Origin of the sequence: Pseudomonas sp. LAMO17WK12:I1, assembly GCF_900177315.1 — a bacterium.
GTDB classification, from domain to species: Bacteria; Pseudomonadota; Gammaproteobacteria; order Pseudomonadales; family Pseudomonadaceae; genus Aquipseudomonas; species Aquipseudomonas marginalis.
Map to the genome: position 1 here is coordinate 64136 of NZ_FWZV01000006.1, position 13243 is coordinate 77378.

General features: G+C 61.3%; 11 protein-coding genes. 3 read left to right on the forward strand and 8 right to left on the reverse strand.

The features are described from left to right. Positions 1 to 133: 133 nt before the first annotated feature. The 8 genes from B9N88_RS12725 to B9N88_RS12765 all read right to left on the reverse strand — a co-directional run bounded on the left by B9N88_RS12725 (position 134) and on the right by B9N88_RS12765 (position 9933). Positions 134 to 898, reverse strand: coding sequence for an SDR family oxidoreductase (locus tag B9N88_RS12725; RefSeq protein ID WP_027607705.1), 765 nt, complete (start codon positions 896 to 898; stop codon positions 134 to 136). A gap of 726 nt (positions 899 to 1624) precedes the next feature. Then, positions 1625 to 2341, reverse strand: a complete 717-nt coding sequence (locus B9N88_RS12735; RefSeq protein WP_027607704.1) for an ABC transporter ATP-binding protein — start codon at positions 2339 to 2341, stop codon at positions 1625 to 1627. Continuing rightward, positions 2338 to 3213, reverse strand: a complete 876-nt coding sequence (locus B9N88_RS12740) for an ABC transporter ATP-binding protein (RefSeq protein ID WP_027607703.1) — start codon at positions 3211 to 3213, stop codon at positions 2338 to 2340. The genes B9N88_RS12735 and B9N88_RS12740 overlap by 4 nt, the downstream gene beginning before the upstream one ends. Continuing rightward, the gene (livM, locus tag B9N88_RS12745) at positions 3210 to 4487 is read right to left on the reverse strand and encodes a high-affinity branched-chain amino acid ABC transporter permease LivM (protein ID WP_027607702.1); all 1278 of its coding nucleotides are present in this window, start codon (positions 4485 to 4487) and stop codon (positions 3210 to 3212) included. Before livM ends, B9N88_RS12740 begins: the two co-directional genes overlap by 4 nt. Positions 4488 to 4489: 2 nt before the next feature. Further along, positions 4490 to 5404 carry an ABC transporter permease subunit gene (locus B9N88_RS12750; RefSeq protein ID WP_003236186.1) on the reverse strand — a complete coding sequence of 305 codons (915 nt, stop codon included), beginning with the start codon at positions 5402 to 5404 and terminating at the stop codon, positions 4490 to 4492. A gap of 183 nt (positions 5405 to 5587) precedes the next feature. Beyond that, positions 5588 to 6724 carry a branched-chain amino acid ABC transporter substrate-binding protein gene (locus B9N88_RS12755; protein ID WP_027607701.1) on the reverse strand — a complete coding sequence of 379 codons (1137 nt, stop codon included), beginning with the start codon at positions 6722 to 6724 and terminating at the stop codon, positions 5588 to 5590. Positions 6725 to 7098: 374 nt separating this feature from the next. Then, positions 7099 to 8382 carry an L-pipecolate oxidase gene (locus B9N88_RS12760; RefSeq protein ID WP_027607700.1) on the reverse strand — a complete coding sequence of 428 codons (1284 nt, stop codon included), beginning with the start codon at positions 8380 to 8382 and terminating at the stop codon, positions 7099 to 7101. Between the two features lie 60 nt (positions 8383 to 8442). Then, positions 8443 to 9933, reverse strand: a complete 1491-nt coding sequence (locus B9N88_RS12765) for an L-piperidine-6-carboxylate dehydrogenase (protein WP_027607699.1) — start codon at positions 9931 to 9933, stop codon at positions 8443 to 8445. Between the two features lie 153 nt (positions 9934 to 10086). On the opposite strand from B9N88_RS12765, the gene B9N88_RS12770 reads away from it, so the two are divergent. The 3 genes from B9N88_RS12770 to nadE all read left to right on the forward strand — a co-directional run bounded on the left by B9N88_RS12770 (position 10087) and on the right by nadE (position 13243). Next, positions 10087 to 10977: a LysR family transcriptional regulator gene (locus B9N88_RS12770; RefSeq protein ID WP_027607698.1), complete on the forward strand. Its 891-nt coding sequence runs from the start codon at positions 10087 to 10089 to the stop codon at positions 10975 to 10977. 220 nt (positions 10978 to 11197) lie between these two features. Then, on the forward strand, positions 11198 to 12412 hold the full coding sequence (pncB, locus tag B9N88_RS12775) for a nicotinate phosphoribosyltransferase (protein WP_012721934.1): 1215 nt from the start codon (positions 11198 to 11200) through the stop codon (positions 12410 to 12412). A gap of 3 nt (positions 12413 to 12415) precedes the next feature. Next, a complete protein-coding gene (gene nadE / locus B9N88_RS12780) occupies positions 12416 to 13243 on the forward strand; it encodes an ammonia-dependent NAD(+) synthetase (protein WP_027607697.1) in 828 nt (275 codons plus the stop codon).

Sequence of the window (13243 nt, forward strand, 5' to 3'; positions counted from 1 at the left end):
CCTTTAAACCGCAGGGTGCGGTGGGGTTTTCAGGGGTGGAGTGTACCTTATGGCCTGTTTTGGCCGATTTGACGCCATCGGGGCGGTGCGACGATTCGCCAAGCCCCCGATGGCAGCAACGCGGTCTAGAGCCTTACTTGGCCCCCCGCTCAATCGCAAACCCCGCCCAGGTCTGGCTCACCGGCATCAGTTCCAGGCGGTTGATGTTGACGTGCGCCGGCGTGTTCAGCACCCAGAAGATGGTGTCGGCAATGTCCTGCGGCTGGATCGGCTCGGCACCGGCGTAGGTCGCGTCGTAGCGCGCCTGGTCACCGCCGAAGCGCACCAGGGAGAACTCGCTTTCGCACAGGCCCGGCTCGATGTTGGTCACACGCACGCCGGTGCCCTGCAGGTCACACCGCAGGTTCAGGGAGAACTGCTTCACGAACGCCTTGGAACCGCCATACACATGGCTGCCCGGGTACGGGTAGCTGCCGGCGATGGAGCCCAGGTTGATGATCCCGGCGCCACGGCCATGGGCGATCAAACGCGGCAGCAGCAGGCTGGTGGTGGTCAGCAGGCCTTTGATGTTGGTGTCGACCATGGTTTCCCAGTCGTCGAGGTTGCACTTGGGCGCCGGGTCGGTGCCCACGGCCAGGCCGGCGTTGTTGATCAGCCCGCGCAGGGTGGCGAACGATGGCGGCAGGTTGGCGATCGCCTCTTCCATGCCTGTGCGATCCCGTACGTCCACCACCAGGCCGTGCACTTCGGTCTGCTTGGAAAGCTCCTCGACCAGCGCATTCAAACGCTCGGCACGACGACCGGTAAGCACCAGTTTCCAGCCGGCCTCGGCAAACCGGCGGGCGCAGGCTTCGCCGAAACCTGAGGTGGCGCCAGTAATAAACAGCGTGTTGGACATGGTGTTCTCCTTGCGGGCATCGGGAAAAAAATCAGCCAGCAGAATGCCCTTACGCCGCGGTTGCGGCAACCGCCATGCACAGAACTTCATGCACGACTGGTCATTTTTTAATCATTCAGAGCAAAGCCTTATGAACCGTGGCTTGCAGCCATATGCGCGCAGGTTATCCACAGCTGCGCCCACAGTCTCTGGGGGCAAGTGCAAAACGCTTCAGGCCGCTGTGTACAAGGCTTCCAGGCGATTTTAGAAAGTTTTTTGCTTGACCTGGACGAAGGCGTATGTAGGCCCAGGGGCGGCGGGACAAATCGAGCGATGGCTCCAGGCCAGTCATTCCGGCCTCTGCGGCCGTCTTTCCAGAGTTTAGTCACAGACTTATCCACAGGCTGGCGGGACATATTTCAGTCATATACCTGTGTCTTTAAACAGGTTGACAAACCCCTCGATCGGCCGCGAAAAAGCCACTGATCAAAAAACAACCACACAGCTGAAAGCCACGGTTTTAAAGGGGTTCAGCCAGCTACTCCCACGTTACCCACAGCCGGTTCCACAGTGGATGGGGACAAGTCAAAAGTGTGACAAAACAGGGATTTGCGGCGGCTATATGTCGCGCTTTGGAGGGGGGCTGGATTTGTTTTCCACAATTTGGGATCGGTCTTGCAGGCGACACAAAACAAATGTGGGAGGGGGCTTGCCCCCTCCCACAGGGGTACTGCGTCGTTATTTGGATCAGTGGCCACCGAGGTAAGCGTTGCGCACTTCCTCGTTCACCAAAAGCTCCTTGCCGGTGCCGGTAAGGCGAATCTCACCGTTGACCATCACATACGCCCGATCCGACAAACGCAGTGCATGGTTGGCGTTCTGCTCCACCAGGAAGATGGTCATCCCGGTGGAGGCCAGCTCGCGCAGGGTGGAAAAGATCTGCTTCACCACAATCGGCGCCAGGCCCAGGCTCGGTTCGTCCAGCAGCAACAGCTTGGGTCGGCTCATCAGCGCGCGGGCGATGGCGAGCATTTGCTGCTCGCCACCGGACATGGTCATGGCGCGCTGGTTACGTCGTTCCTTGAGCCGTGGGAACAGCTCGAACATGCGTTGCATATCGTCCTGGGCGAACTTGTCGCCAATGGGGATGGTGCCCATCAGCAGGTTTTCCTCGACGGTCATGTCGGGGAACACCCGCCGCCCTTCCGGCGACTGTGCAATGCCGTTGGAGGCGATGTAGTGGGACGACTTGTGGGTAATGTCGACGCCGTTGTAGAGGATCTGCCCCGACTCGGCCCGTGGCTGGCCGAAGATCGACATCAGCAGCGTGGATTTACCCGCGCCGTTGGAGCCGATCAAGCTGACGGTTTCGCCTTCGTTGATGTGCAGCGAAACTTTTTTCAGGGCCTGGATCGGGCCGTAGAACACGTCCAGGTCCTTCATTTCGAGGATAGGTGCACTCATACCAGCTCCTCTTCGTCGGCGCCCAGGTAGGCGGCAATCACTTTCGGGTCGTTGCGGATCGCTTCCGGCCCGCCTTCGGCAATCACGTTGCCGTGGTCCAGCACCACAATGTGGTCGGAAATACTCATCACCATGCCCATGTCGTGTTCGATCAGCACCACCGTCAGGTCGTGTTCGTCGCGCAACAGGCGAATCATCGCGCTGAGGGCTTCGGTTTCCTGGGGGTTGAGGCCCGCTGCCGGTTCGTCCAGGCAGATGATCTGCGGCCGGGTGCACATGGCGCGGGCGATTTCCAGGCGGCGCTGCTGGCCGTAGGAAAGCTCACCGGCCAGGCGGTTGGCGCAGTCCACCAGGTCCACCACTTCGAGCCAGTAGAACGCGTGGTCGAGGGCATCGCTTTCGGCCTTGCGGTAGCCCTTGGTGTTGAGGATGCCCGCCAGCATGTTGCGGTTGACCCACATGTGCTGGGCCACCAGCAGGTTTTCCAGCACCGACATTTCCTTGAACAGGCGAATGTTCTGGAAGGTCCGGGCCAGACCGGCGCGGTTGACCAGGTGGGTGCCGCCGAACATCTTGTAGTACACCCGGCTCAAGAAGCTTTTCGGCGATACGAAGTCGACGGCCTTGAAGCGCTCGCCGAGCAGCTGGATCACATTGGTCTGCTTGCCACGGATGTTCAGTTCGATCTTGCCGCCGCTGGCTTTGTAGAAGCCGGTGAGGCAGTTGAACACGGTGGTCTTGCCCGCGCCGTTGGGGCCGATCAGGGCGAAGATCGAGTTGCGTTCGACCTTGAGGCTCACATCGCTCAAGGCCTTGATGCCACCGAAGTGCATCATCAGGTGTTCCACGGAGAGGACGACTTCCTTGCTCATGGCGCTACCCCCTTGCGCGGTGTCACACCGGTGCGGCTGATCCGGATCAGGCCGCGCGGTCGCCAGATCATCATCACCACCATCAGCACGCCAAACAGCAGCACGCGGTATTCGCTGAAGCTGCGCAGCAGTTCAGGCGCGACGGTCAACACGAACGCCGCGATCACCACGCCGACCGTCGAGCCCATGCCGCCCAGTACCACGATGGCCAGGATCAGCGCCGACTCGAAGAAGGTGAACGACGACGGGTTGACGAAGCCTTGGTAGCTGGCGAAGAACACCCCGGCCAAACCGGCAGTGGACGCGCCGATGGTGAAGGCCGAGAGCTTGACCAGCACGTGGTTCAGGCCCATGGAGCGGCAGGCGATCTCATCTTCGCGCAAGGCTTCCCAGGCGCGGCCGACCGGCATGCGGGTCAGGCGGTGCTTGATGTACAGCACGGCCAGCACCACCAGGAACAGCACGATGTAGATGAACATGAACTTGATGTTGGGGTTGTAATCGATGCCGAAGAACTCGTGGAACGGAACCCCGCCCTCCTTGGCCTTGCGCCCGAACTCCAGGCCCAGGAAGGTCGGCGAAGGCACCGGCATACCGTTGGGGCCGCCGGTGAACGACAGCCAGTTGTTGAGCACCAGGCGAATGATTTCACCGAAGCCCAGGGTCACGATGGCCAGGTAGTCACCGTGCATTCGCAGCACCGGGAAGCCGAGTATGCACCCCGCTAAAGCCGCTGCGATGGCTGCCAGCGGCAACACGCTCCAGAAGCCCAGGCCGAGGTATTGATAACCCAGCGCCAGGCCGTAGGCACCGATGGCGTAGAACGCCACGTAACCCAGGTCGAGCAGCCCGGCCAGGCCGACCACGATGTTCAGGCCCAGGCCCAGCAATACGTAGATCAGCCCGAGGATCACCACGGTCAGCAGGTACTTGTTGGCGAAGATCGGGAACACGATGGCGATCACGATCAGCGCCGGGATGATCCAGCGCAGCCGCGACTTGTAGTCCGGTGGCAGTACATGCACGCCGGAGCCGCTGCTCTCGAAGCCCTGCAGAATCTTCAGGCCCTTGGGGGTTTGCAGGAACAGGCTAAGGGCAAAGCGCCCGGCCATCACGATGGCGACCAGGGTAGCCACACGGGCCGGTTCCAGGTTGAAGCTGTAGCCGTCGAGGACCACGCCGACGATCGGACCGAACACGATCAACGAAATCAGCCCGGCAAGGACCGTATCGACCACACTTTTCTTGATATCGATGGGTTTGGCAGCAGACATGTTTACACCTTAGCCACGAGTGGGCGACCAAGCAGGCCCTGGGGACGGAAAATCAGAATCACCACCAGCAGGGAGAAACTGAACACGTCTTTGTAGTCGGAGTTGATCAACCCCGAGAACAACGACTCGGAAATACCCAGGATGATCCCGCCCAGCATCGCCCCAGGCAGGGAACCGATGCCGCCGAGTACCGCTGCGGTAAACGCCTTGATGCCGATGATGAAGCCGGCATAGAAGTCGAACGTGCCGTAGTTGAGGGTGATGAGCACGCCGGCCAGGGCCGCCATGGCGGCACCGATGACAAACACGTAGGAGATCACGCGGTCGGTGTTGATCCCCAGGATCGAGGCCATCTTGCGGTCTTGCTGGGTGGCGCGGCACATGCGGCCGAGCTTGGTGTACTTGATGATGTAGGTGAGCAACGCCATGCCGGCAAACGCCGCCACGAGGATGAAGACCTTGGTGTACGTGAGTTGGACGAACCCGCTGCCGATGTCGACGCGCCAGGCGCCGGCCAGCAGGGTTGGAATGCCTTGTTGTTTCGCGCCCTGGGCGATCTGTGCGTAGTTCTGCAGGATCAGGGAGATGCCGATGGCGCTGATCAGCGGAGCCAGGCGGGTGGAGTTGCGCAGCGGTTTGTAGGCGACCCGTTCGATGACCCAACCGTATACGCCGGTGACGACCACGGTGAAGATCAGGGTGCCGAGAATGAGCAGCGGGAAGGATTCGATGCCGAAGTAAGCCAGCAGTGCCAGACTGATCGCCGCGAGGTAAGCGGAAATCATATAAACCTCGCCGTGGGCGAAGTTGATCATGCCAATGATGCCATAGACCATTGTGTAGCCGATGGCGATCAGGCCATAGACCGACCCGAGGGTCAGGCCGTTGACCAGTTGCTGCAGGAAAATACCATCCATAACGCAATCTCACGCGGTGAGCACCTGCACACCAATCGGTGTGCGGCGCTTCTGGAGGAAAAGACAGATCTCAATAACAACGCTGTCCCAATGTGGGAGGGGGCTTGCCCCCGATGCGGTGGGTCAGCTGAACAACTGTTGACTGACCCACCGCTATCGGGGGCAAGCCCCCTCCCACATGGATTACTTCTGCTTTTCCAGCTGGTGGTATTTGCCGTCTTTATCCCACTGGTAAACCACGTAGTCGGAGACTTTCAGGTCGCCCTTCGCGTCCCAGGTCTTCTCGCCCATCACGGTTTTGACCGGGTGCGCTTTCAGCCATTTGGCCGCGTCTTCGCCCTTGTTGGACTTGGCGCCGTTGAAGCCGGCAGCCAGGGCCTGCAGCGAGGCGTAGGCGTACAGGGTGTAGCCCTCAGGCTCGTAGCCGGCCTTGCGGAACTCTTCCACCACGGCCTTGCTGTCCGGCAGCAGGCGCGGGTCGGCGCCAAAGGTCATGTACACGCCATCGACGTATTGCGCGCCGCCGGCGGTGGCCACCAGTTCATCGGTCACTACGCCGTCATCGGACATGAACTTGACGTCCTTCAGGCCCGCTTCACGAATCTGGCGAACCAATGGACCGGCTTCCGGGTGCAGGCCACCGAAGTACACGACGTCGGCGCCCAGGGAGCGGATCTTGGTGACCAGCGCACTGAAGTCTTTCTCGCCACGGGTCAGGCCTTCTTCCAGCACAGGCTTGACGCCGCGCTTGGTCAACTGGGCAGCGGTGGCGTCGGCCAGGCCTTTGCCGTAGGTGTCCTTGTCGTTGATGACGGCGACTTTCTTGCCCTTGAGCACGTCGACGATGTAGTCGCCGGCGACGATGCCTTGCTGGTCGTCACGCCCGCACATACGGAACATGGCGCCCAGGCCGCGTTCGGTCACTTGTGGGTTGGTAGAACCTGGGGTGATCGCGATGATGCCCGCTTCGTCGTAGACCTCGGAGGCCGGGATGGTGTTCGACGAGCAGAAGTGCCCGACTACGCCAATCACTTTGTCCTGGTCAGCCAGGCGGTTGGCCACGGCCACGGCCTGCTTGGGTTCGCATGCGTCGTCGCCTGCCACCAGCACGACTTTCTCGCCGTTGATGCCACCGGCCTTGTTGATCACCTCGGCTGCCGCCTGGGCACCCTTCATGTACTGCTCACCGAACGAGGCGTTGGCGCCGGTCATCGGCCCCGCAACGCCAATCTTCACATCAGCTTGAACAAACGTAGAAACACCCAGCGCCGCTGCAACGGCGAGGGCCAGAAAACCTTTCTTGTAAAACGTCTGGGACATGAGTGGTGCTCCGATATTTTTGATTTTTGGCACGACAACTTGCGTTCAAACTTTTCACTGAAAGCCCAGAGCAAGCCTCGTGCCATTACGTTTTTATTCTTCAAAAAGACACGGTGTCATTGTTATTGCAGGCGTTTCGGCTCCGCTCGCCAGGACGTGCAACCCTCTAGCATCAATAGGTGCAACCCATGGGCCGAAAAAGTACAACCCTGACGGGTCGCACCTGCAACCAAAGCAATAAACGACAGTTCCTACAGCTGTAACAGCCTGCGTAACGGAACTGCACATTTACAGTGCGCAACTGCTACGACCTGCACCAATACAGATTAGTAGCCGGCTAAGAAAATGCAGGCTTCTGAGCGGTATTTCGCTGATCAGATCACGATCCTCAGGCATTGCCCGGCGTGATACAGCGAAAATCCGGCTTCATACAGGCAACTGCGCAGCCCAACCCCGGCCAGCGGTTGCATGGGTGCAAACGGAATCGGCAACGCCTGGGGATCCTGGTGACACAAATAGTCGGCGAACGCCTTGCCGACCACGCTGCCGGTGGTCACGCCGCGCCCGTTATAGCCGGTTACCGCCACCAGGCCGGGGGCGGGCTCGAACAGGCGCATCAGGTGATCGGGGGTGAACGCGATGCAGCCGGTCCAGGTGAACTCCCATTGCACCGATTTGAGGTACGGGAAGTAATGTTGCTGCACCCGATCAGCCCACGCCTTGAGGAACCAGGCCGGTTTCTGGTTGCCGTTGCCCAGGCTGCCGAGTAACAGACGACCATCGGCATCGCGGCGGATGCTGCTCAGTACCTGGCGCGTGTCCCATGAGCCTTGGCCACCGGGCAGAATCTGCTCGGCGGCGGCGTCGGTCAGCGGCGCGGAGGCGACCTGGTAGTAGTAGCCGGGGAAAAAATTGCGTCGCAGCTCGGTCCACTCACCTTCGGTGTAGGCGTTGGAAGCGATGACCACTTGTGCAGCCTGCACCGAACCGCTGGCGGTCTGAACTGACCAGCTCGCACCTTGGCGCTCCAACCGGGTGACCGGCGAATGGTCGAACAACTGGCCGCCAAGTCCCACGGCGGCATTCGCCAAACCGCTGGTGTAGGCCATCGGGTTCAAGGTGCCGGCACGCCGGTCCAGCAAGGCGGCAGCGATTTTCTTGGTGCCGGTGGCGTGTTCGCAGGCCTGGCCGGTGAGCAATTCCACCGGCGCGCCACGGCGCTTCCACTGCTCTTCACGACTGCGCAAATCCGCCTCGCCACGGGCGTTATGTGCCATGTGCAAGGTGCCCTCGCGACGCAATTGGCAATCGATGGTGTATTTGTCGATCAGGCTGAACACCAGCGACGGTGCCGCGCCGAGCATGCGGTTGAGCTGGCTGCCCACCGTTTCGCCGAAACCGGCTTCGATCTCGTCCGGGGGGATCCACAGGCCGGCATTCACCAACCCGACGTTGCGCCCCGAACCACCGTGGCCGGTGCGATGAGCCTCCAGCACGGCGACGCTTTTACCCTGTTCCAGCAAATGAATGGCGGCGGACAAACCGGTGATGCCGGCGCCGATCACGCACACATCCACCTTGACCTCGCCCTGGAGCGCGGTACGGTCCGGCCGGCCAGGGGTGAGGTGTTCCCACAAACATGTTTCGCGTAGTGCCATTGCCAGACTCCGGTGAGACCCAACAAACAACAATCTTGACCGCATTCCGTCTTGAGGAGGTCAGTCGAAGGTGATGCCTTGAGCCAGTGGCAACTCCAGCGAGTAGTTCACGGTATTGGTCTGGCGGCGCATATACCCGCGCCATGCATCCGAACCCGACTCGCGCCCGCCACCGGTCTCTTTCTCACCGCCAAACGCGCCGCCAATCTCCGCGCCGCTCGGGCCGATGTTGACGTTGGCGATTCCGCAGTCGCTGCCCACCGCCGACATGAATTGCTCGGCCTCGCGCACGTCAGTGGTGAAGATGCACGACGACAGGCCTTGGGGTACGGCGTTGTTCAGGCGCAGGGCTTCGGCGAAGTCCTTGTAGCCGACGACATACAGAATCGGCGCGAAGGTTTCGGTGCACACCACATCGCTTTGCTCAGGCATTTCGACAATGGCCGGTGACACGTAGTAGGCGTTGGGGAACTTGTCTTCCAACTGGCGCTCGCCGCCGAACACCTTGCCGCCTTCACTCAAGGCCTGCTCCAGGGCGTCCTGCATAGCGTCGAAGCCATGCTTGTCGATCAGCGGGCCGACCAGGTTGCCCTCCAGCGGGTGGCCGATGCGCACTTTGGAATAGGCGGCCTTGAGGCGGGTGACGATTTCTTCCTTGACCGACTCGTGGGCGATCAGGCGGCGCAGGGTGGTGCAGCGCTGGCCGGCGGTGCCGACGGCGCTGAACAGGATGGCGCGCACGGCCATGTCCAGGTCGGCGCTCGGGCCGAGGATCATGGCGTTGTTGCCGCCCAGCTCGAGGATGCTGCGGGCAAACCGCGCGGCAACTTTCGGCGCCACTTCGCGGCCCATGCGGGTGCTGCCGGTGGCGCTGATCAGGGCCACGCGTGGGTCATCCACCAGCGCAGCGCCGGCATCGCGGCCGCCGATGATGACCTGGCTCAGGTACTGCGGCGCATCCTTGAAATTCTTCAGCACACGCTCGAACAGCGCCTGGCACGCCAGGGCGGTGAGCGGGGTCTTTTCCGACGGTTTCCAGATCACTGCGTTGCCGCACACCAGCGCCAGTGTGGTGTTCCACGCCCACACGGCCACCGGGAAGTTGAAGGCGCTGATCACCCCGACCACGCCCAGCGGGTGCCAGGTTTCACGCATATGGTGGCCTGGGCGCTCGGAGGCGATGGTCAAGCCGTACAACTGGCGGGACAGGCCCACGGCGAAGTCGCAGATGTCGATCATTTCCTGCACTTCACCCAGGCCTTCCTGGGTGATCTTGCCGGCTTCCCAGGACACCAGCTCGCCCAGATCGGCCTTGTATTCGCGCAGTACATCGCCGAACTGGCGCACCAACTCGCCGCGACGGGGTGCCGGCACGTTGCGCCAGGCCTCGAATGCATGCTCGGCGCGACTGACCTGTTGCTCCACCTCGGCGGCACCTTCCCAGTGCACACTGCCGATACGGCTGCCATCAATGGGCGAATGCACGGGTTGTTTACCCGCCTGGTACAGCGCCGGGTTTACCCCGAGACGATCAAGCAATGCTGCAACCATGGGTCACTCCTTTAATCTTCGAACAAAAAATCGCACCGCGGCACGCACGGCGATCCAGGCCTTATTTGTAGCTGGCCCAAGACTTGCCAACAAACGACGATTAGGCGAGATATCATTCCGTTTATTCATGCAAAGAATAAAAAGAGGCATGCCGTGCTGAACAAAAGACATTTGCCCTCGATCACCGCGCTGCAGTGTTTCGAGGCCGCCACCCGCCACCTGAGCTTCACCCGCGCCGCCGAGGAGCTGAACCTCACGCAAAGCGCAGTGAGCAAACAGGTCGCGCAGTTGGAGGAATTACTCCAGCACCTGCTGTTCCGCCGCGTACGCCGCCGCTTGCAGATGACTCCGGCAGGTGACCTGTACCTGGTGGAAGTACGCAAGATCCTCACGCAGGTGGAGATGTCCACCCACTACCTGCGCTCCTATGGCGGCGAGACCGAAGTGTTGCGCGTGTCCACCCCCTACACCTTTGGCGCGCGCTGGCTGGTGCCGCGCCTCAAGGGCTGGCGACTGCGCCACCCGCAGATCCACCTGGACCTGTGCAACGAACAGGAGCCGGACGAACTGCTGCAAGGCAAGGCCGACATGGCCTTCTACTTCGGCCAGGGCTCGCGCCCCGGCACCGAGAGCCTGAAACTGTTCAGCGAAGAGCTGGTACCGGTCTGCGCCACGGAAAGCCTGCCGGCGCAGCCGTTCACCGATCCCACGCAACTGAGCGACCTGGTGCTGCTGCAAAACGCCTCGCGCCCCCAGGGCTGGCACGACTGGTTTGCCGACCAGGGTTATCACACCGAACACAGCTACCACGGGCCGCGTTTCGACACCTTTTATATGTGCATTCGTGCGGCGCAGGTCGGTTGCGGCGTGGCCTTGTTGCCGCGCTTTCTGGTGGAAGAAGAACTGGCCGACGGCAAGCTGGTGATCCCCTGGCAGCATGCAATGCCCAGCCACGACGCTTATTACCTGGCCTTCCCGGAACACGCGGCGGAGGTGCCCAAGGTGCGGGAGTTTGTGAAGTGGATGATGGAGCAGGTTATTTAGCGCCTGGAAAATCGCTATCGGGAGCAAGTCGAATCGTCGCACCGCCCCTCCCACATCTGGAACGCATTCCAAGTGTGGGAGGGGGCTTGCCCCCGATGGCGCCAGTGGCCTTGGAAAAAAATCACTGGCAAACCTACCCGCGTCTATGCGCCACTAGCCCTCTTCCTTAATTATGCGTAAAGGTCCGCCCCCATCGCCGACCTGTCTGGAGATTCCCGTTATGAGCGAGAGTGTGTTTGCCGATCGCATCGTGCAGAACTTGCTCGACACCGACTTCTACAAGCTGACCATGATGCAGGCGGTGCTGCACAACTACCCCAACGTGGAAGTTGAATGGGAGTTTCGTTGCCGCAACAGCGAAGACCTGCGCCCGTACCTGGCGGAGATCCGCTACCAGATCGAGCGCCTCGCCGAGCTGAGCTTGAGCCCGGATCAACTGGGGTTCCTGGAACGCATCAGCTTTATGAAGCCGGACTTTTTGCGCTTTCTCGGGCTGTTTCGCTTCAACCTGCGCTATGTGCAGACCGGCATCGAGAACGGCGAGTTGTTTATCCGCCTGCGCGGGCCGTGGCTGCATGTGATTCTGTTTGAAGTGCCGATGCTGGCGATCGTCAGCGAAGTGCGCAACCGCTACCGTTACCAGACGGTGATCCTCGAACAGGCCCGCGAGCAGCTGTACCGCAAGTTCGACTGGCTGACGGCCAACGCCAGCAGCGATGAGCTGTCCGAGCTGCAAGTGGCCGACTTCGGCACGCGCCGACGCTTCTCGTACCGCGTGCAGGAAGAGGTGGTCAGCGTGCTCAAGCATGACTTCCCCGGGCGTTTTGTCGGCACCAGCAACGTACACCTGGCCCGCGAGTTCGATATGAAGCCACTGGGCACCATGGCCCATGAATGGATCATGGCCCACCAGCAACTCGGCCCGCGCCTGATCGACAGCCAGATCGCCGCCCTCGACTGTTGGGTCCGCGAATACCGTGGCCTGCTGGGTATCGCCCTGACCGATTGCATCACCACCGACGCCTTCCTTGGCGACTTCGACTTGTACTTCGCCAAGCTGTTCGATGGCCTGCGCCATGACTCCGGCGACCCGGTGCAGTGGGCCGAAAAAGCCATCGCCCACTACCACAAACTGGGCATCGAGCCGATGAGCAAGACCCTGGTGTTCTCCGACAGCCTGTCGTTGCCCAAGGCCTTGGAAATATTCCGCGCGCTGCGTGGTCGCATTAATGTGAGCTTCGGCATCGGCACCAACCTGACCTGCGATATTCCAGGGGTGGAACCGATGAGCATCGTGCTTAAAATGACCGCCTGCAATGGCCAGCCCGTCGCGAAGATCTCCGATGAAGCGGGCAAGACCCACTGCACCGACCCGAATTTTGTCGCCTATTTGCGTCATGTTTTCAAAGTACCTGCCATCTCTAGCAAGGAGTGAATCATGCAAGCCGTACAGCGTGAGATTGCTGAACAGCTCAAGGTCCAAGCACCGTTCAAGGACCAGGCCGCCCTCGAGGCCGAGGTCGCCCGGCGCGTAGCGTTTATCCAGGACTGCCTGCGTAATTCCGGGCTCAAGACACTGGTGCTGGGCATCAGCGGCGGCGTCGACTCCCTGACTGCCGGCCTCTTGGCCCAACGCGCGATGCAGGAACTGCGCTCCCGCACCGGTGACGAGGCCTACCGCTTTATCGCCGTGCGCCTGCCCTACGAAACCCAGTTCGATGAAATCGATGCCCAGGCCTCGGTGGACTTTATCGACCCGGACGAGCGCCACACCGTGAATATCGGCCCGGCGGTGAAAGCCCTGGCCAATGAAGTGGCGGCGTTTGAAGGCAAGGCGGCGGTGTCCCGCGACTTCGTGCTCGGCAACACCAAGGCGCGCATGCGCATGGTGGCGCAGTACACCATCGCCGGCGCGGCCAGCGGCCTGGTGATCGGTACCGACCATGCGGCGGAAGCGGTGATGGGCTTTTTCACCAAGTTCGGTGATGGCGCCTGCGACCTGGCGCCGTTGAGCGGCCTGGTGAAAAACCAGGTACGCGCGATTGCACGGTTCTTTGGTGCGCCGGAGTCGTTGGTGGAGAAGGTGCCGACGGCCGATCTGGAAGACCTGTCGCCAGGCAAGCCGGATGAAGCGTCACATGGCGTGACCTATGCCGAGATCGATGCGTTCCTGCACGGTGAGCCGGTGCGCGAGGAAGCGTTCCGGATCATCTGCGAGACGTACCGCAAGACCGAGCACAAGCGGGTGATGCCGTTTGCGCCGTGA

What these genes read in the sequence shown, in the direction of transcription:
- B9N88_RS12755 (WP_027607701.1), bottom strand. Translation starts at nt 6,724, where the DNA reads ATGTCCCAGACGTTTTACAAGAAAGGTTTTCTGGCCCTCGCCGTTGCA.
- B9N88_RS12740 (WP_027607703.1), bottom strand. Translation starts at nt 3,213, where the DNA reads ATGAGCAAGGAAGTCGTCCTCTCCGTGGAACACCTGATGATGCACTTC.
- nadE (WP_027607697.1), top strand. Translation starts at nt 12,416, where the DNA reads ATGCAAGCCGTACAGCGTGAGATTGCTGAACAGCTCAAGGTCCAAGCA.
- livM (WP_027607702.1), bottom strand. Translation starts at nt 4,487, where the DNA reads ATGTCTGCTGCCAAACCCATCGATATCAAGAAAAGTGTGGTCGATACG.
- B9N88_RS12725 (WP_027607705.1), bottom strand. Translation starts at nt 898, where the DNA reads ATGTCCAACACGCTGTTTATTACTGGCGCCACCTCAGGTTTCGGCGAA.
- B9N88_RS12760 (WP_027607700.1), bottom strand. Translation starts at nt 8,382, where the DNA reads ATGGCACTACGCGAAACATGTTTGTGGGAACACCTCACCCCTGGCCGG.
- pncB (WP_012721934.1), top strand. Translation starts at nt 11,198, where the DNA reads ATGAGCGAGAGTGTGTTTGCCGATCGCATCGTGCAGAACTTGCTCGAC.
- B9N88_RS12735 (WP_027607704.1), bottom strand. Translation starts at nt 2,341, where the DNA reads ATGAGTGCACCTATCCTCGAAATGAAGGACCTGGACGTGTTCTACGGC.
- B9N88_RS12750 (WP_003236186.1), bottom strand. Translation starts at nt 5,404, where the DNA reads ATGGATGGTATTTTCCTGCAGCAACTGGTCAACGGCCTGACCCTCGGG.
- B9N88_RS12765 (WP_027607699.1), bottom strand. Translation starts at nt 9,933, where the DNA reads ATGGTTGCAGCATTGCTTGATCGTCTCGGGGTAAACCCGGCGCTGTAC.